We start from the raw sequence: 18,012 nt of genomic DNA, 5'->3' as shown, positions 1-18,012 counted from the left end.
GGTTTGGCCCAGTCCAGCCCGGCATGGCCGCAGTCACACCAGCGCCTCGGCGGCGTCGGAAATGCGGAGCGTGGAACCGTTTCGACCCTTGAGGACCTGGAGTTGGGTTCCGATGCGCTGTTTCATCTCCGCCACATGGCTGACCAGACCCACAACGCGCCCGCCGTCGCGAAGGCCTTCGAGGGCGTCCATGACCTGTTCCAGGGATTGTTCGTCCAGGCTGCCGAAACCCTCGTCTACAAAAAGCGTCTCGATCTGGATGCCACCGGATTCCTGCTGCACAACGTCTGCCAGCCCCAGGGCGAGGGACAGGGATGCCATAAAGGATTCGCCACCCGAAAGCGTAGAAGTATCCCGGCGGTGCCCGGTCCACTGGTCCACCACTTCCAGCCCCAACCCGGATTTTGCGCCGCGCGCAGCCTTGGCGTCTGAATGCTGGAGCAGGTAGCGGCCATCGCTCATGGCGACTAGCCGTTCAGAAGCAGCCAACGCCACCTGTTCGAGCCGTGCCGCGAGGACGTAGCTGTTCAGGCTCATGCGGTAGCTGTTGTCTCCACGGCCGGCTGCGGTATCAGCCAGGGCTGTCAGCAGCTGGGCGCGTTCCCTGGGACCGCGCCCAGCACCGGCCAGCTGTTGGTAATCGTTGCGGAGACCGGCTAGCGCCTCCACACAGCGCGTGGCCATGCCGGCGGCGAGATCGGCAGCCCGTGCTTCCTGGCCGGCCTTCTCCGCGGCGGCCTGCAGGTCAGCGAGGAGGGCTTCGTCCATCACGGGATGGGCTGCCTCTTCAGTCAGTGCCAGCAGCAGATCCTCGGATGCGAACAGCTCGGCAATCCGCGCCTGTTCGTCCTGGCCGGCCCGGACCTCGGCCTGCAAGGCAGCAGCATCAGCATTCGAAAGAAGCTGTGCGCGGGCCACCTCCGCCGAGCCGAAGCCGGCGTCCGGTAACGCCAGTTCAAGCTGGATCCGTGCTTCCTCGGCCCTGGCCTTGGCTCTGCTGAGCAATGCCTGGGCCTCCACGGTTTTCTCCAACGTGGCGGCGGCATCCTGCAGCGCCCGCAGCCGCAGCGTGAGGCTGCGGTGACCGCCTCGCAGCGCAGAGAGTGCGCTGTCAAGGGACGCCACCTGATCCACCAGTCCCGACAATTCAGCGGTGACCTGTGCGAGCTCGGATTCTGCGCTGTGCCTGGCGGAATCCGCTGCCGCCATTCGGGCCTCCGCGGCCTCAAGCTGCTGCCGGAGGTCCGCGAGGTTTTTCACCGCCAGCTGCGACTCGCAGGCGGCGGTGCGGGCGGACTCGAAGGCCGCAAGCGCGTCCGCTTCGGGAGTGTCCCCGCCCTGGCTTTCAAGGACGGCCACCAACTGGTTCGCGTCGGCCAACTCCCGGGCCCGCGCCGCCAGCTTTGTCTCTGCGGCCTCATGCTCCTGCTGGGCAGCTTCCTCGGCCTGGCTGAGGCCCAGCGCTGACGCCGCAGCCTCCGCGGGAGCCGGGTGGTCCGCACTGCCGCAAACGGGGCAGGCCTCGCCCTCGGCCAGCTGGGCAGCGAGTTCGGCGGCGGCGTTGGCGAGTCTTTCCTCGCGCAGGTTCAGCCAACGGAGTTTCTTCTCGAGCTGGATCTCCCGGGACGCCGAGTGGCGCTCCGTGGCGAGCGCCTGCGCCGCGCCTGCAGCCGCGCAGCGCCGGACGACGTCAAGAAGCTCGCCGGCCGCAGCGGCTTCCTTGTCATGGAGCGTGGCTGCTGATGCCAATTCCGCCAGCACTTCCAGGCCTGCCGTCAAGGTTTCCTGCTCCGCGCGGAGGCACTGCAGCGAAACGCCAAGGTCACTGTCCTTTTGGGTGAGTTCCCGCTGCTTCGTGGTGAGCGCGGCCCGCCGGGCAACCAGTGAATGGAGGCGTTCTTCGTCCGGCAACCTGGCTTCCACAACGGCCAACAGTGACCTGAGACGGCTGAGCTCTCCCCCAACGTCAAGTGCCCCGCCGGCAGAGAGCCCGGCATCGCCGTGGTCTGCATCCAATGCGCCAAGGTCAAGCTGGCCCAGTTCGGGGTCTTCATCCGCGGCCATCCGCAGCAGGGTGATGGCGGACTCCATAGCTCCCGCCGCGTGCCGAACCTGGGTCTGGCTGGACTGGACAGACTGTAGCTGACCCGTGAGCACCTCGGCGCGGCGGTGTTGTTCGAGCCGGGCGCCATGGAGCGCGAGCGAGGGCAGCATTGCCTCGGCGGCTGCCCTCCGGGCCTCGGCGGCTGCCAGCTTGCGGTGGCGCTCCCGCCGCGCGGACTCGTTCTCCAGCCGGCCGGACGAGTGCTTACTGACGGCCGCTGCGGCCTCCGCCGCCGCAGCCAGTTCGCCTGCGCGGTGGGCCACGGTTTCCTGCAGCCATTCGATCCGGTCAGCCGACTCCTCCTGGGCAGGACCCGCAGAATCATCAATGGCCAGCGCAGCGGCCTCAGCTCCGGCCCGCGCCGCCAGCAGCCCAAGTTCTCCGTTCAGCCGGGCAACATCGTTCCGCGCTGCCTGGGCCTGCGCCGACAGCTCCTGTTCCAGGGCTTCGAACCGCTGGGTGCCAAAGAGCTTCTGAAGCAGTTCCAGACGATCGGCTGCCTTGGACCGCAGGAAGGCGGCAAAATCGCCCTGCGGCAGCATCACCACGCGGGTGAACTGTTCCCGGTCCATTCCCAGCAAGGCGGTAATTTCGGCGCCGGCTTCATCATTGCGTCCGGATCGCTCCGTCCACGTTCCGCTGATCCGTTCCCGGAGGAGCGTTTTGGCCTGCTGTGTGGTGAAGCCGTTTTTACCACGGGCACTGGGTTTATCCCAGGCCGGCGATCGGGTGACTTCGAAATGGCGGCCCTGGGCCGAAAACTCGCAGGTGACCGCCGGCTCCAGCGAAGGCTCGGCATGATCGCTGCGCAGACGCTTGCCCTCCTGGCGCGCCCCCGGCACGGATCCGTACAGCGCAAAGCAGACAGCGTCCAGCACGCTGGTCTTCCCTGCGCCGGTAGGTCCGTTGAGTAGGAAGAGCCCGTGGGCGCTCAACCTGTCGACGTCGATTTCCTCGGTGCCCGCAAAGGGCCCGAAGGCGGAGATGACAAGGCGGTGGATCCTCATAGCGATGCCTCCCTGAGGCGGACGTTATCCAGGGCCGCGACGATAGCCGACTGCTCGGCGTCGTCCGCGTCCCGCCCCCGCACGTGATCGAGGAATCCGCAGCAGAGCGAGAGATCATCCTGGGCTTCGGCGAGCCGGCTGCTGTAGCTTTTGGACGCCTTGACGGCGCCGCCCTGCGGATCAAACCCGAGGACCAGCGTGTCCGGAAAACGGACCCGCAGCCGCTCCATGGCCTGCGCGGGCCGCTGCTCATCCGTGAGGGTGATCTGGCAGTACGCCCCTTCGGCCCACGAATGCTCTGCGGACTCCAGGAGTTCCGAGATTTCGCCGCGGAGCACGGCCAGCTTCCGCGGCGCTTCCCACGTCAGTTCCGATACGCCGATCACACCGTCCGGGCCGACGTCGATCAGCCAGCTTCCCTTGGTGTGCGTGGCTTCGGAGAACGAGTAGGCCAGGGGCGATCCCGAGTACCTGACCTGCGGCGACAGCGTCTGCCGGCCGTGCAGGTGCCCCAGCGCGGTGTAGCTGAATCCGTCGAACAGGTCCAGGGGCACGGCTCCGACTCCCCCGATGCTGAGGTCCCGCTCGCTGTCGGAGCTGATCCCGCCGCTGGCGAACGTGTGGGCGAGGACCACCGAATGGACCGTTCCCGCAGCGTTGCGCTGCGCGAGGTCCGCCCGGATGCGGTCAGTGGCGGCGCGGGTGACTTCGAAGTGGCTGGCGGATTCTGCGCCGAGCTGTTCGGCGACGAGGCGCGGTTCCAGCCAGGGGATCCCATAGATGGCCAGGACGGCGCCGGGCGCCTCGCCGTCACCCGCTCCCAGCGGCAGTACAACTGGCTGGTCCAGGTCCGCCAGCCTGGTCCGCAGGTGGACGCCGCCCCGCTCCAGCAGCCGGGAAGCGAAGCCCAGCCGGATGGCGGAGTCGTGGTTGCCTGATGTCAGCACCACCGTGGCACCGGCCGCCGTCAGCCGCACCAAGGCATCATCCAACAGCCCTACCACATCGACGCCGGGCAGGGCGCGGTCGTAGACGTCGCCGGCGATCAGGACAACGTCGACCGAGTTTTCGGTGACGGTGCTGACGAGCTGATCAACAAATGACCGTTGGGCGTCCAGCATCCCGACGCCATGGAAGGACCTGCCCAAGTGCCAGTCCGATGTGTGCAATAACCGCATATTCTTACGCTATCGGCTGCCACCGACAGTTTAGGACACCGCCGCAACAGGCCGTGGCCCGGACGGGCCAGCTAGCCGCGCTTTCCGTCGAAGAATTCCTGGGCCTCGTCGCGGCTGTCCTGCTGGTCCGCCGCGGAATGAACCGGCGGGGCCGTCACCGCGGCAGCTGCCTTGGCAGGCACCGTAGCGGCCTCGTCGGCGACGTCGACATCGACGTCAACATCCTCGTCGTCAAAATCCTCAACGTCGGCGTCGCTGTCGTCAGGCACTGACCCGCCAGCGGCCAAGGCCGTACCTCCAGCAACCGGCTCAGCGAACCCACGGAAGACCAGCCCGGCGATGGCCGCGCCCGCCAGGGGAGCAACCCAGAAAAGCCACAGCTGCTCAAGGGACCAGCTGGAGCTGAAGAGGGCCGAGGCAGTGGCGCGGGCGGGGTTGAACGGTGCGTTGCCCACGGAGAGGCCCAGCTGCAGCAGGACGGCGACAGCGAGGCCAACAGCAACTGCAGCTGCCGTTTTGTTGATGTTGTTGCGCGCGGTGGTGCCTAGGAAGACTGCGACCAGGATGGCGGCGCCGAGTACTTCCAACAGGAGCACGCCAGCGAGGGGCGCCTGGATGATGGAATGTTCGCCGAATCCGGCGGTCACGGTGTCGAACGCCGTGCGGCTGTCCTGGATGCCCGGCAGGGTCCGCAAGATGCCGAAGAGGGCGAGGGCACCGAGGAGCCCGCCCACCAACTGCGCGCCGATGTACGCGGCCGCGTCACCGAGCCGGATCCGGCCGGCGACGGCGTGGCCAACAGTCACCGCCGGGTTGAAGTGTCCGCCGGAAACATAGCCGAAGGCCAGCATCGCCGCGGTCACCGCGAGGCCTGCTGCGAGCGCGGCAGGCAGCGGGCTGGACTGCGGGATGGAGAACAGCGGGACGCCCAGCCCTGCCACCACGATGAAAAGGCTGCCGAAGGCTTCCGCAGACAGCCTGGACACCAGCCCGTGCCGGATCTCGGCACCGCTGCCGGCAGTCAGCCCGGAGGCGGGAACACGGTGGACGGGCACAGGCGTGGTCATGGTGGGGCAATCCTTATCGTTGGGGTTGGGTGCCTTTGCATTCTGCCAAGGGAGTCTGGGCGTTGGCTGAGTCCGAGCTTAGTGGACGGACGGCGTGGCACCTCCGGCGCGTTCCACCGCCGCCCCACGGTAAATTTACTGTCATGAGCATTGAACCGGGCGCCGTTGCCGCACCCCCGCTGAAGTCCCGCATCCACGGCTGCCTCCTGGGCGGCGCCTTAGGAGACTCGCTGGGCTACGCGGTGGAGTCCGACTCAATCGAGGCCATCCGCCGGCGCTTCGGCCCGGCGGGCCTGACGGACCTGGCAGGGCTCGACGGCGGCAGCCACTTTTCGGACGACACGCAGATGACGCTGTACACCGTGGACGGACTGGTGGAAGTGCTCGAATGGGCCAATGACGGCGTGGGCGCCGATGCGAACGCCTGCGTGTGGCTGGCCTATCTCCGCTGGTTGGATACCCAGGGTGAGTCTGCGCCGCCGCATGCTCCGGCGCAGCCGCCGCGGTGGATCGACGGCAACGAGGTGCTGCGGCACCGCCGCGCGCCGGAAGAAACGTGCATCAGCGGGCTGGCCACCGGTGAAATGGGAACGGTCTACCGGCCCGTGAACTCGGACTCGAAGGATCGCGGAACGGTGATGCGGTCCGCACCGTTCGGCCTGATTCCCTACATCGCGTCCGACGCCGTCTATAAGTTGAGTGCCGACGCCGCCTCTCTGACACACGGCCATCCATCCGCCCGGCAAAGTGCCGGCAGCTTCAGCCTGTTGATCCACCGGCTGGTGGCCGGTGACACGATGGCGGACGCCGCGACGGCGGTCCTGGAGGAGGTGCGTGGCCTGAAGGATGTGGCGGCGGAACTTCCCGAGCGGCTTTCAGCGGCCATCCGCTGCGCGGGAAAAGGCATCCTTACACCGGAGGAACTGGTTCGGCAGCTCGGCGGGGGCCGGGCCGCGGAGGAGGCGTTCGCCGTCGGGCTTTACGCGGTCCTGGCGACAGCGCCTGGTGCGGACTCCACACTGTCGCCGCAAGACCATTTCCGGGCGGCGATTGCCTTGGCCGTCAACCACAGCGGTGGCAGTGATTCCACGGGATCCATCGCGGGAAACATCCTGGGCGCCTACTACGGCGAAGAGTGCCTGCCCCCGGAATGGCTCGACGCCCTCGAAGGGCCGGACGTCATCCGCGGCATGGCCGATCTGCTGGTGGGCGTTACGGCCGCCTAAGCTGGAGGTTGTTGCAGGCCTCGCAGATGTCCTCCGGGATCAGACCCCGGCGCTGCAGGACTCCGAAGATGACGCAGCCCAGGCAGAATCCGGCGAAGGCCTCCAGCGAGGCAGCCGCAATGAGAATCGCGAGCGTAATCCAGGCTGCGGGGGCGGCGCCGGAAAGGAACAGGATCAGCGCCGTGGTGGACACCACCGTTCCCACGCCCTGGGCAAAACGCTTGGGCGGTCCGGGAACCAGGCGTGCGCTGCCCAGCCGCGGCGCCAGCACCTTGACGGAGAGCAGGGCCAGCGGCGAGATCCGTGGCCCGAAGAGAACCCGCAGCCAGAAACCTGCGGCGATCACCACCAGTCCCCACACGGACCCGCTCAGCATTGTGGCGCCTGCCAGCAGCACCACCAGGCCGGCGGTGATCCGGGCGGCGTACTCGTTGACGGGGTTGGGAAAGGCGAACACGGCGGACCAGTTGATTCCGGTTGTTTGGCCGTGCATTAGTTTGCTCATCCTGTAAGGCTAGGAGCCGGGCCTCCCGCAGGGAAGATTTGTTGCGCCGGATGAACGCCGGGCCGGGCCGCGCAGCCAAAATCTCCGCAGGCGGACGACCAGTGCGGCTCAGCCGCCCACCATCTGCAGGAACTCGCCTTCGGAGAGCACTTCAATGGGCTGGCCGCGGTCGTGGAGCTCCAGGACGCGCCGTGCCTTGCCGGTCAGCCTGCCGGACCTCAGGTCCGCGGCCACAAAGCCGTCACCCACCACCAGCACCGTGGTGCGGGCCGTCACCCGGCTTTCCGGCCGGGCACCCAGCTCGGCTGAACGCACCTTCGCTTCCGGCCGGGCCATGGAGAGCTCGCCGGTGAAGACAACGGTCTGGCCGTACAGCGGATGGGAGGGTTCGGCGTCGGCATTGGGCACTGGGTTGTCGCCCTCCTCCGGCCACCCGGACAGGAACGGGCGGACCAGCGCTGCGCTGTTTCCACCAGCGGCGCCGGCAAGTGCGGTAAGGCTGGCTTTGGACAGGACATCGTGCGCCGGGTCAAAAGCCTCCTGATGCGGCAGCACCAGACCCAGCGACAGGTAGAGCTCGGCGATGCTGTTGGCATTGTTCCGCCCAGCGATATCGATCAGGATGCCGGCGCAGGCCCGGGCGTCCTCTGCAGCGTCGTGATGGTTGACCAGCGGCACGCCGGCTTCCTCCGCGGCGAACGGCAAGGAATTGGAGACCAGGGAGTAGCAGCGCCGGGCCAGCATCACCGTGCAGACGTAGTCGTAGGCAGGCCCGGGCAGGCCGGAGACCTCAAGCCCGGACCGGATCACGCCCAGGTCAAAGGCCGCGTTATGCGCCGCCAGGATGTCGCTCCCGATAAAGGCACCAATCTCCGGGAACAGCTCACCGAAGCGGGGACGGCCGGCCACGTCCGTGGCCTTGATGCCATGGACCCGGACGTTGTGGTACTCGAAGTGGTCGTGGTTGACCGGCGGACGCATCAGCCACGACGCCTCATCCACCACCCGCCCGCCCCGGACTTTAGTCAGGCCAACAGCGCACGGTGAACCCCGGAAGCCATTGGCCGTCTCGAAGTCGATCGCCGTAAAGTCCAAACCCACGGCCCATACTTTACCGCCGGACAGGGCCGCTCCGTGTCACCGGGGCGGCCCTGTCGCGCAGATCACGCGTCCGACGCCGGGACGCCCAGGTGCGTCAAGTACCCTGAGGAGGTGAACTTTCTTGCGATCAGCGACCTTGCCGCGCCCATGCTGGGTGGTGCAGGACCGGTCCAGCCGCAGCTGGCCTCCTTCCTGCCCGACTGGCTGAACCCCCAGATTTTCCTGGCCGATCCCGCACTCGCGCCCTGGGTGGTGCTGCTGGTCTGCGGAATTGTCTTCGCGGAGACGGGCCTGCTGGTGGGATTCTTCCTTCCCGGGGACTCGATGCTGTTCACGGCAGGGCTGCTGGTGGCAACGGACACCATCCAGTTCAATGTCTGGCTCCTGGCGCTCCTGATCACCATTTCCGCCATCATCGGCAACCAGACCGGCTACCTGATCGGCTCCAAGGCCGGCCCCGCCATCTTCAACAAGCCGAACTCCCGCCTCTTCAAGCGCGAAAACGTTGAGAACGCCCACGCTTTCTTCGAAAAGCACGGCGGCAAGGCCCTGATCCTGGCCCGCTTCGTGCCGATCATCAGGACCTTCGTGCCTGTGATCGTCGGCGTGGCGCAGATGGACAAAAAGAAGTTCTTCCTGTTCAACGTGATCGGCGCGGTGCTGTGGGGCAGCGGCGTCACGCTGTTGGGCTACCTGCTCGGTGACAGGGTCCCGTGGGTCCGGGAGAACCTGGACATCATCTTCATTGCCATCGTGCTGGTCTCCGTGATTCCGATCGGCATCGAAGTACTTCGCGGCCTCTCGGCCAAGCGCCAGGCCGCCACATTCGGCACCGATGCCGTCGACGAATTCATTGAGGAACACGCTCCCCACGAAGAGCGCAAGACTAACCTGGACTAGCTTCCTTGCAGCGCTGCCGGGCGGCGCTGCATCCAAGGCAAAGCTAAGGGAGCCCCACCATAGTGGGGCTCCCTTAGCTGTTAAGGCGTTTTCCGGTAGGGCTTTACTGCCGCCCCAGTGCGTCGACGATGGCCGGCAGGAGGGCCCGGAAGGCCTGTCCTCGGTGGCTGATCGCGTTCTTTTCAGCCGCCGACAATTCAGCGCAGCTGCGGTCCTCACCGGCCGGCTGCAGCACGGGGTCGTAGCCGAAGCCGCCCTCACCGCGGGGTTCGCGCAGGAGGGTCCCCTCAAGCTGGCCGTACTCCACCACTTCGCTGCTCCCGGCACCGGGTCCCGGAACCGCCAGGGCCGCAGCGCAGACAAACGCGGCCCCCCGGTGCCCGTCCGGGACATCGGCGAGCTGGTCCAGCAGGAGCCTCAGGTTGGCGGCGTCGTCACCGTGCCGGCCAGACCAGCGCGCGGAAAAGATTCCCGGCGCCCCGCCCAGCACGTCCACGGCCAGCCCCGAATCATCGGCAATGGCCACCAGGCCTGTAGCCTCGGCCACGGCCCGCGCCTTCAACAGCGAATTCTCGGCGAACGTCACACCGGTTTCGACGACGTCGGGCGCCCCTGCCGCCGCGGCGTCCACCACCTGGGTGTCGACGTCGAGCCCGGGGACCTGCCCGCGCAGCAACTCTCGGAGCTCCTTGAGCTTGCCCTTGTTGTGCGTGGCCAGGACGAGGCGAAGCACTGGCGCGCTAGCGGATTCTGCGTTCACGGCGTTCGGGTTCACAGTGCGTCTGCGAGAGTTTCGCGCTGGATCGCCGCCAGCGCCGTGGTGCCCAGGAGGGCAAGGTCCAGCAGCTGGTCCAGCTCGTCGCGGTCGAAGGGTGCGCCCTCGGCGGTGCCCTGGACTTCAACGAATTTCCCGGAGCCGGTGACCACCACGTTCATGTCGGTTTCGGCGCGGACGTCCTCAACGTAGGGCAGGTCCAGCATGGGCACGCCGTCGATGATGCCCACCGAAACGGCTGCGATCGTGTCGATCAGGGGCTGGGCGTTCCTGGCGATCAGTTTGTTGTCGCGGGCGAACCGGATGGCGTCAGCCAGGGCCACGTAGGCGCCGGTGATGGCCGCGGTGCGGGTTCCGCCGTCGGCCTGGAGGACGTCGCAGTCCAGGACAATCGTGTTTTCGCCCAGGGCCTTGGTGTCAATGATGGAACGCAGCGATCGTCCGATCAGCCGGGAAATCTCGTGAGTCCGCCCGCCGATTTTCCCCTTGACGGACTCGCGGTCCGAACGGGTGTTGGTGGCCCGGGGAAGCATGGCGTACTCGGCCGTGACCCAGCCGCGGCCTTCACCTTTGAGCCAGCGCGGCACTCCCGCCGTCAGGGACGCCGTGCACAGGACCCTGGTGTTGCCGAACTCGATGAGGGCCGATCCCTCGGCCTGCTTGGACCATCCGCGGGTGATGCTGATGGGGCGGAGCTGGTCGGGGGCGCGGCCATCGGCGCGCACTACGGGCACTGCGGTTGATTCAGAAGTCATGCCTTTAGCTTATCGACTCGCGGCGAGCAGCCCCGCCGCAGCCAGGGCAGCCGACCACGCAGGGCGGCGGACCGGAGAAGTATTGGATCAGACGGTGTAGTGCACACCGGCCACGGCAACGGCCACATCGCCGCCGAATACGGGGCGCGCTTCGGCCATAACAGTGGTGGGCGATGTCCAGACGGGGATGTGCGTGAGCAGCAGCCGGCGTGCGCCTGCGCTCTCCGCCGCCTGACCGGCGCGCTTTCCGGTCAGGTGGACGTCCTTGATGTCGTCGTCGCGGCCTTCTTCAAACGCGGCCTCGCACAGGAACAGGTCAGAGTCCTTTGCCGCTTCCTCCAGCCCGGCACATGAATCGGTATCCCCGGAATACGTCAGGACCCGGCTGACCGGGTTGCCCTGCTTGTCCGGTTCGGTCACTTCCACCCGCAGGGCGTAGGCCTCCTCCACGGGGTGGTTCACCGCGAACGGCGTCACCGTGAACGGCCCCACGGTGACGGACTCCCGTTCAATCCAGTTCGTGAAGTCGAATTCCTCGCGCATCCCCGGATCCAGCTCCAGGCCGTAAGCGGTGGCCATCCGGTCCGCCGTCGCGGCCGGCCCCCAGACCGGAATCCTGCCGCGTCCCCAGCCGCCGGGCTTCCAGCGGACCGCCACGTGCAGCCCGCACAGGTCCATGCAGTGGTCCGGGTGCAGGTGGGTGAGGAAGATCGCGTCGATGTCTTCAAGGTCTGTGTAGCGCTGGATGGCGCCCAGCGCTCCGCTGCCCAGGTCCATCACGATCTTCCAGGTCCGCTCGCCGTCGGTGGCGGTCAGGAGGTAACAGGACGCCGGCGAGCCGGGGCCGGGAAAGGAGCCGGTGCAGCCGACGATGGTGAGCTTCACAGGACAGGACCTCCGGCGCGGCGGGCGCCGACAAAGTTCGAAATCCTGGGTCCCGACGACGACTGCCGGGCGCTGGCGGCCTGCGCGGCGGCGATCATCTCGGGGGTGATCCGCGCCAGGCTGCCGGTGGGGTACTGGGCCGCCACGTGGTCCACCTGCCGGACGGACAGGACCTCCGGGCCCAGGAACCGGCGGGCCAGCGTTTCGAACTGGCCAGCGTCACCGGTGGCGATGAAGTGGTGTTCCGGGGGTGTCGCGGCGGTACGCTGAAGATCGTGGGTGGCAAGGGCCCGGTACACGTCCTTGGCCGTTTCCTCGGCGCTGGACACCAGAGTTACGGCGTCGCCCATCACGAAGGAAATGACGCCGGTCAGCAGCGGATAGTGCGTGCAGCCCAGCACCACGGTGTCCACGCCGGCTGCCTTCAGCGGCGCCAGGTATTCCTCGGCGATGGCCAGCAGTGCGGGTCCGGTAGTGATCCCGGCCTCCACGTAGCTCACGAACTCCGGGCAGGCCACGGACGTGATCGCCAGATCCGGCGCGGCGGCAAACGTGTCTTCATAAGCCCGTGAACCAACGGTGGCAGAGGTACCGATGACGCCGATACGCCCGCTCCTGGTGGCGGCGACGGCCCGCCGGACGGCCGGCTGGATCACCTCGATGACGGGAATGCCATACTTCGCGGTGTACCGCTCGCGGGCGTCCCGCAGGACCGCGGCCGACGCCGAGTTGCAGGCAATGGTCAGCAGCTTGACGCCGGAGTCCACCAGTTCGTCCATCACGCCGAGCGCGTTCGCACGGACTTCGGCGATGGGCAACGGCCCGTAGGGTCCGTTGGCGGTATCCCCCACATAGAGGATGGACTCGTTGGGGAGCTGGTCGATGATGGAACGCGCCACAGTCAGTCCGCCGACACCGGAATCAAAGACGCCGATGGGGCGGGACCCCACCTGGCCGGTGGTGCTGCTGGCTGCAGAGTCCGATGCGACTGCGTCTGACGGATCCATGCTCGAGGCTGTAGTCATGATTATTCGAGGATAGGTCTTCCCCGGGGCCTCAGCCATCACATTGTGGCGTCCGACTCATGTCAAATTTGTCACATTGGCGGTGCTATCCCGGAACGGGACAGCAGCTCAGGCCCGGGAATCCAGGGACTGGAGCATGGCCTGGACGAGGGATTCCTGCAGCCACGTGGTGAAGTTGTACACCAGGGCGAGGTAGCTTTCCACGTCCTCGGCCTGGGACCAGTCCTGCATCAGGTGCACGTGCTGGGCGTCCTCTTCATCCCGGATGTCCAGGCGCTCCGCCAGCACCAGGCGCACATCGTTCAATGCCATGGACCAGAGCCCGGCCCCTTCTGCGGTGAGGACCACCTCGTCCTTGTCCAGGTCCAGCGCGGCGGCGCGCAGCGCGCCGATCTTGGTTTCCCGCAAGGAGCGCTCGGTGAGCTGGCGGAACTCCAGGGACGCACCGTCGTCGTTCTTCATCACGTTGGGCAGCAACCGCTTAACCGCACGGTCCGTCGGTTCCTGGACGTCCATGTCCAGTCCGATCAGGGCGGCCAGCGGATCCTGGCTGGCGTGTTCGGCCGGCTGGAGCATGGAGATGACGTCATCGATCAGGCTGCGGAGCAGTTCACGTTCGGCGGGTTCCAGGAACCCGGTGATGCCTTTGAGCCCGTATTTGAATGCCTTAGCCACGTTTCCCCTTGCCCTGCCCGGACCCGCCGGATTTTCCTGTGTTTCTGGAGTTTCCACCATTCCCGCCGGCGGCCTTCTCCACGGTGGCCCAGAGGCCGAAACCGTGCATGGCCACGGCATGCCGCTCCACCTGTTCCTTGCTGCCGTGGGCAACAATGGACCGGCCCTTTTTGTGGACTTCCATCATCAGCTTGTTGGCTTTGGACTCGGAGTAGCCGAAATAGCTTTGGAAGACATAGCTGACATAGCTCATCAGGTTGACGGGATCGTTCCAGATCACCAGGTTCCAAGGGATGTCCGGGGCGGTCAGGGAGTCGGTGGACGACTCTGTCCCGGTCCGGGTGCCCTCCTGTGTATCAGGGCCGAGCGCAACGCTTAAGGTCATCTGTCCATTCTATGGGGAGTATGGGCCCACGCCGGATGGGCCCACGCTGGCGAGGGCCCCGCGGCCAAGCGAAGCGAGACGGGGGAGCCGGTGGGGAGGGCCCCGCGCGGCCAAGCGAAGCGAGACGGGGGAGCCGGTGGGGACTAGAGTGAATTTCGTGAGTACCTCCGCCGGCTGGGACCATCCCCGCACGTCCTTTTACACAGACCACTACGAACTGACCATGCTGCAGGCGTCCCTGCATTCGGGCGCCGCGCACCGCCGGTCCGTCTTCGAGGCCTTTGCCCGACGCCTGCCCGACGGCCGGCGGTACGGGATTGTGGCAGGGACGGGCCGCCTGCTGGAAGGCATCGCCGACTTCCGGTTCGGCGAAGCGGAGCTGGACTTCCTGGGCCGGACCGGCGTGGTCAACCAGGACACCCTGGACTACTTGGCGAACTACCGGTTTTCCGGTGACATCTGGGGCTACCCGGAGGGCGAGGCATACTTCCCCAACTCCCCCATTCTGATTGTCGAATCAACGTTTGCCGAAGCCTGCATGCTGGAGACGTACCTGCTTTCGGTCCTGAACCATGACAGTGCCATCGCCTCCGCCGCATCCCGCATGATCACCGCGGCCGGCAATCGGCCCTGCATCGAGATGGGGTCCCGCCGCACGCACGAGGAATCGGCAGCCGCGGCCGCCCGCGCCGCCGTCATCGCCGGCTTCGACAGCACCTCCAACCTCGAGGCCGGCATCCGCTACGGCATCAAAACGGTGGGCACCGCCGCGCACTCCTTCACACTCCTGCATGACACCGAGCGGGACGCCTTTGAGGCGCAGATCGCCTCCCTCGGTCCCGGCACCTCGCTGCTCGTGGACACGTACGACGTCGAAGCGGCGGTGCGTGCCGCCGTCGAGTTGGCGGGCCCCAAACTGGGCGGCGTCCGGCTGGACTCCGGGGACCTCGTGGCCCAGGCCCAGTGGGTCCGGCAGCTGCTGGACGAGCTCGGCAATGTGAACACTAAGATTGTGGTTACCTCGGACCTGGACGAATTCGCCATCGCCGCACTGCAGTCCGCACCGGTGGATTCGTACGGGGTGGGCACGTCCCTGGTCACCGGCTCCGGGGCACCCACAGCGAGCATGGTCTACAAGCTCGTCAGCCGGACCGACGACGCCGGCAACTTCGTCTCCGTGGCGAAGGCGGCCAAGAACAAATCCAGCAAGGGCGGACGGAAGTATGCACTGCGCAAGCTAAACGAGCGGGGGGTGGCTACCCAGGAAATTGTGGGCATCGGCCACCGTCCCGAAGACGACGGCAACGACCGGCCGCTGCTTCAGCAGTTTATGAAGAACGGCGAACTGCTGCCGGGCTGGACCGGACACGAGGGTGTGGTCCGCGCCCGCCAGCGGCACGCGGACACCATGGCCGAACTGCCCGGCGTCGTCAACCGCCTGCAGCGCGGCGAACCTGCTATCCCTACTCTCTATGAAGAAAACTGAGGAGAACTGATGTCCCGCGCCCTGATCATCGTTGACGTGCAGAACGACTTCTGCGAGGGCGGCTCCCTGGCCGTGGCCGGCGGTGCCGATACTGCCGGGGCCATCAGCGAGTACGTGGACGCCCACCACAACGAGTTCGACCACATTGTTGCCACCCAGGACTGGCACATCGATCCCGGGGCACATTTTTCCGACACGCCCGACCTCAAGGACAGCTGGCCCCGGCACTGTGTCGCCGGCACGCGCGGAGCCGAACTCCATCCGGACCTGGACACCGAATACATTCAGGCCTACTTCCAGAAGGGCCAGTTCACCGCGGCGTATTCCGGCTTTGAGGGCCTGCTGGCCCCTGAGGACGCCGTCCCCACCGGCGAACGCCAGCCTGGTGCCATGCCCGCTGACGCAGCTGCCTACGCGCCGGCGGAGAACGCCATCGGGCTGGACGACTGGCTGCAAAGCCATGACGTTGAGGATGTTGTCGTAGTGGGGATCGCCACCGACTACTGCGTCATGGCCACCTCGTTGGATGCGGTCCAGGCCGGCTACTCCGTCACGGTCATCCGTTCACTGACCGCCGGCATCGCCGAGGACCTGGAGGATGCCGTCGCCGAGATGGAGCTCGGCGGCGTCGAAGTCTCCTGACGCCTGGCACCAGCCGCCTGATACAGGACCTACAACAAGCGTGGCCCGGGATGCAGAGCACCGGGCCACGGCTGTCTCTTGGGCCGCTATTTCCGGCCGATGAACCAGTCCTGGAGCTTGCGCAGCCTGGACTGGAGCTGCTCCTCGTTCGCCTGCGCCACCGGCGGGCCGCCACAAACCGTCCGCAGCTTCGTGTGCACCACACCGTGCGGGGTTCCGGTCCGCGCCGACCAGGCCGCAACGTTTTTGGCCAGCTCGTTGCGCAGGTCCATGAGCATCCGGTGGTCCGGTATGGCCGGAGCCGCGGCGGCCGGCTCGGCTGCCGGTGCGCGCCTGTTTTTGCGGTTGAGCTGTTCGTGCTGTCGCTGCCGCAGCAGCGTCCCCACCTGTTCGGCGTCCAGCAGCCCGGGGATGCCCAGGAAGTCCAGTTCGTCTTCCGAGCCCACCTCTCCCCCGGTGCCGAACTCGCCGCCGTCGAACAACACGCGGTCGAAGGACGCCTGCGAGTCGAGGGCCTCGAACGTGCCCTTGGTGAGGCTGTCGGACGCCTTGTCCTCCCGGTTGGCCTCTTCCATCAGTGAGTCCTCGGGATTGAACAGGCCGTCGCTGTCCTCTTTCTCGGGGCGGTCCAGCGCGTGGTCGCGTTCGGCCTCCATCGAGTTGGCCAGGGCCATCAGCGTCGGCACAGACGGCAGGAAGACCGAAGCCGTTTCGCCGCGTTTCCGGGCACGCACAAAGCGGCCCACCGCCTGGGCAAAGAACAGCGGCGTGGAAGTGGATGTCGCATAGACGCCGACGGACAGCCGGGGCACGTCCACACCTTCTGACACCATCCGGACGGCAACCATCCACCGCTTCTCGCTCATGGTGAATTCCTCGATCTTGCTGGAGGCCTTGGCGTCGTCGGAAAGAATCACAGTTGGCGATTCGCCGGTGATCCGTTTCAGCTGCCCGGCATAGGCCCTGGCGTCGTCGTGGTCCGTGGCGATGACCAGCCCGCCAGCGTCCGGAACCGTGCGGCGCACTTCGCTTAGGCGTTTGTCCGCCCCCGCCAGGACAGCGGGAATCCATTCCCCGGCCGGGTTCAGCGCCGTCCGCCACGCCTGCGACGTGATGTCCTTGGTGACCGCGGACTCGCCCAGGGAGGCCGCCATCTCCTCTCCGGCACTGGTTCGCCAGCGCATCTGGCCCGAGTAGGCCATGAACATGACCGGGCGCACCACGTGGTCACGCAGGGCGTTGCCGTAGCCGTACGTGTAGTCAGCTTTCGAGCGCCGGATGCCGTCCTTGTCCTGTGCGTATTCAACAAACGGGATGGGCGAGGTGTCGGAGCGGAACGGCGTCCCGGTCAGGGAGAGCCGCCGTGCCGCAGGGTCAAACGCTTCGCGGAGACCGTCGCCCCAGGACAGGGCTTCGCCGCCGTGATGGATTTCGTCAAGGATCACCAGCGTGCGGGCGGCCTCGGTCTTGGCCCGGTGCAGCATGGGTTTGCTGGCCACCTGGGCGTAGGTGACAGCCACGCCAACAAAACCGCGGCCGTGCTGGCCGTCGGAGTTCTTGAAGTTGGGGTCGATGGCGATGCCCACCTTGGCCGCGGCGTCGGCCCACTGCCGTTTCAGGTGGTCCGTGGGTGCCACAATGGTGACCCGGTTGACCGCCCCGGATTCGATGAGCATCGAGGCCACGCGCAACGCGAAGGTGGTCTTGCCGGCGCCGGGAGTTGCTACGGCCAGGAAATCGCGGGGATCGGTCCTGAAGTAGAGGTCAAGGGCTTGCTGCTGCCAGGCACGGAGTTTCTGGGCGGTTCCCCAGGCTGCGCGTTCCGGATAAGCCGGTGGCAGGGTGGGGCCGCCAAAGAGCGTCTCCGTCACTATTTGTTGTTGCCCGAGTCCCCTCCGGGACCCTTGCCGCCGTCGTTGCCCGGGCGGAGGCCGTCATAAACCTCTTTGCACATGGGGCACACCGGGAACTTCTGCGGATCCCGGCCCGGCGTCCACACTTTGCCGCAGAGGGCAATGACAGGATCACCCGTCAGCGCGGATTCCATGATTTTTTCCTTGCGCACGTAGTGCGAGAAGCGTTCCCGGTCACCGGGCTCCACTTCCTGGCGCAGCTCTTCGCGCTCGATGGTTGCCGTGGACGTTCCAGCCCCGGAAAGCTCGCGCATCGGGTCGTTCTCGAGAGGGTCCGTCATGCTAGTCATGGCATCCATCTTAGCGTCCCGGGAGGGCTGACGTTCGACGGCGGGAGGACCGTTTTGCACTCACCGCACCGTCCGGCGTCGCCCGTTCCGCGC

At 66.8% G+C, this 18,012-nt stretch carries 17 protein-coding genes; 4 read left to right on the top strand and 13 right to left on the bottom strand.

The window, feature by feature from the left end:
- Positions 1 to 33 precede the first annotated feature (33 nt).
- The 3 genes from DAD99_RS16260 to DAD99_RS16250 form a co-directional block, all read right to left on the bottom strand.
- Positions 34 to 3,111: an AAA family ATPase gene (locus DAD99_RS16260; protein ID WP_193342357.1), complete on the bottom strand. Its 3,078-nt coding sequence runs from the start codon at positions 3,109 to 3,111 to the stop codon at positions 34 to 36.
- On the bottom strand, positions 3,108 to 4,289 hold the full coding sequence (locus DAD99_RS16255) for an exonuclease SbcCD subunit D (protein ID WP_193342356.1): 1,182 nt from the start codon (positions 4,287 to 4,289) through the stop codon (positions 3,108 to 3,110). Before DAD99_RS16255 ends, DAD99_RS16260 begins: the two co-directional genes overlap by 4 nt.
- A gap of 71 nt (positions 4,290 to 4,360) precedes the next feature.
- On the bottom strand, positions 4,361 to 5,356 hold the full coding sequence (locus tag DAD99_RS16250; protein WP_193342355.1) for an aquaporin: 996 nt from the start codon (positions 5,354 to 5,356) through the stop codon (positions 4,361 to 4,363).
- A 143-nt stretch (positions 5,357 to 5,499) separates the two neighbouring features.
- Here DAD99_RS16250 and DAD99_RS16245 point away from each other — a divergent pair, with 143 nt between their 5' ends.
- The gene (locus DAD99_RS16245) at positions 5,500 to 6,582 is read left to right on the top strand and encodes an ADP-ribosylglycohydrolase family protein (protein WP_193342354.1); all 1,083 of its coding nucleotides are present in this window, start codon (positions 5,500 to 5,502) and stop codon (positions 6,580 to 6,582) included.
- Here DAD99_RS16245 and DAD99_RS16240 read toward each other — a convergent pair.
- Together DAD99_RS16240 and DAD99_RS16235 are read right to left on the bottom strand one after the other, a co-directional pair.
- On the bottom strand, positions 6,569 to 7,087 hold the full coding sequence (locus tag DAD99_RS16240) for a DUF4395 domain-containing protein (protein ID WP_193342353.1): 519 nt from the start codon (positions 7,085 to 7,087) through the stop codon (positions 6,569 to 6,571). The two genes, DAD99_RS16245 and DAD99_RS16240, sit on opposite strands and share 14 nt — an antisense overlap.
- A gap of 108 nt (positions 7,088 to 7,195) precedes the next feature.
- Positions 7,196 to 8,188: an exonuclease domain-containing protein gene (locus DAD99_RS16235; RefSeq protein WP_193342352.1), complete on the bottom strand. Its 993-nt coding sequence runs from the start codon at positions 8,186 to 8,188 to the stop codon at positions 7,196 to 7,198.
- Positions 8,189 to 8,314: 126 nt separating this feature from the next.
- Between DAD99_RS16235 and DAD99_RS16230 the strand changes: the two genes are divergently transcribed.
- Complete coding sequence (locus DAD99_RS16230) at positions 8,315 to 9,088, top strand: VTT domain-containing protein (protein ID WP_193342379.1); 774 nt, start codon at positions 8,315 to 8,317, stop codon at positions 9,086 to 9,088.
- A gap of 103 nt (positions 9,089 to 9,191) precedes the next feature.
- On the opposite strand, the gene rdgB is transcribed toward DAD99_RS16230, so the two are convergent.
- The 6 genes from rdgB to clpS form a co-directional block, all read right to left on the bottom strand.
- Positions 9,192 to 9,848, bottom strand: coding sequence for an RdgB/HAM1 family non-canonical purine NTP pyrophosphatase (gene rdgB / locus DAD99_RS16225; RefSeq protein WP_193342351.1), 657 nt, complete (start codon positions 9,846 to 9,848; stop codon positions 9,192 to 9,194).
- 11 nt (positions 9,849 to 9,859) lie between these two features.
- Positions 9,860 to 10,618 (bottom strand): ribonuclease PH, encoded by a 759-nt coding sequence (gene rph / locus DAD99_RS16220; protein ID WP_193342350.1) that lies wholly within the window; start codon positions 10,616 to 10,618, stop codon positions 9,860 to 9,862.
- A gap of 87 nt (positions 10,619 to 10,705) precedes the next feature.
- The gene (locus DAD99_RS16215; protein WP_185260901.1) at positions 10,706 to 11,503 is read right to left on the bottom strand and encodes an MBL fold metallo-hydrolase; all 798 of its coding nucleotides are present in this window, start codon (positions 11,501 to 11,503) and stop codon (positions 10,706 to 10,708) included.
- Complete coding sequence (gene murI, locus DAD99_RS16210; protein WP_193342349.1) at positions 11,500 to 12,567, bottom strand: glutamate racemase; 1,068 nt, start codon at positions 12,565 to 12,567, stop codon at positions 11,500 to 11,502. Before murI ends, DAD99_RS16215 begins: the two co-directional genes overlap by 4 nt.
- Positions 12,568 to 12,636: 69 nt before the next feature.
- The gene (locus tag DAD99_RS16205; RefSeq protein ID WP_193342348.1) at positions 12,637 to 13,203 is read right to left on the bottom strand and encodes a DUF2017 domain-containing protein; all 567 of its coding nucleotides are present in this window, start codon (positions 13,201 to 13,203) and stop codon (positions 12,637 to 12,639) included.
- Positions 13,196 to 13,588, bottom strand: a complete 393-nt coding sequence (gene clpS, locus DAD99_RS16200) for an ATP-dependent Clp protease adapter ClpS (RefSeq protein ID WP_193342347.1) — start codon at positions 13,586 to 13,588, stop codon at positions 13,196 to 13,198. Before clpS ends, DAD99_RS16205 begins: the two co-directional genes overlap by 8 nt.
- Positions 13,589 to 13,745: 157 nt before the next feature.
- Here clpS and DAD99_RS16195 point away from each other — a divergent pair, with 157 nt between their 5' ends.
- Both DAD99_RS16195 and DAD99_RS16190 read left to right on the top strand, forming a co-directional pair.
- On the top strand, positions 13,746 to 15,074 hold the full coding sequence (locus DAD99_RS16195) for a nicotinate phosphoribosyltransferase (RefSeq protein ID WP_193342346.1): 1,329 nt from the start codon (positions 13,746 to 13,748) through the stop codon (positions 15,072 to 15,074).
- Positions 15,075 to 15,083: 9 nt separating this feature from the next.
- Entirely contained in the window at positions 15,084 to 15,716 is a 633-nt protein-coding gene (locus tag DAD99_RS16190; RefSeq protein WP_193342345.1) for an isochorismatase family protein, read from the top strand.
- A gap of 86 nt (positions 15,717 to 15,802) precedes the next feature.
- Here the strand turns inward: DAD99_RS16190 and DAD99_RS16185 are convergent, their stop codons facing one another.
- Both DAD99_RS16185 and DAD99_RS16180 read right to left on the bottom strand, forming a co-directional pair.
- On the bottom strand, positions 15,803 to 17,587 hold the full coding sequence (locus DAD99_RS16185; protein ID WP_193342344.1) for a DEAD/DEAH box helicase: 1,785 nt from the start codon (positions 17,585 to 17,587) through the stop codon (positions 15,803 to 15,805).
- Positions 17,587 to 17,928 carry a DUF3039 domain-containing protein gene (locus DAD99_RS16180; protein ID WP_056349372.1) on the bottom strand — a complete coding sequence of 114 codons (342 nt, stop codon included), beginning with the start codon at positions 17,926 to 17,928 and terminating at the stop codon, positions 17,587 to 17,589. Before DAD99_RS16180 ends, DAD99_RS16185 begins: the two co-directional genes overlap by 1 nt.
- Positions 17,929 to 18,012 lie beyond the last annotated feature (84 nt).

It is taken from the genome of Pseudarthrobacter sp. AB1, assembly GCF_014926485.1.
Classification (GTDB): domain Bacteria; phylum Actinomycetota; class Actinomycetes; order Actinomycetales; family Micrococcaceae; genus Arthrobacter.
This window is presented reverse-complemented; position numbering and strand designations above follow the sequence as displayed.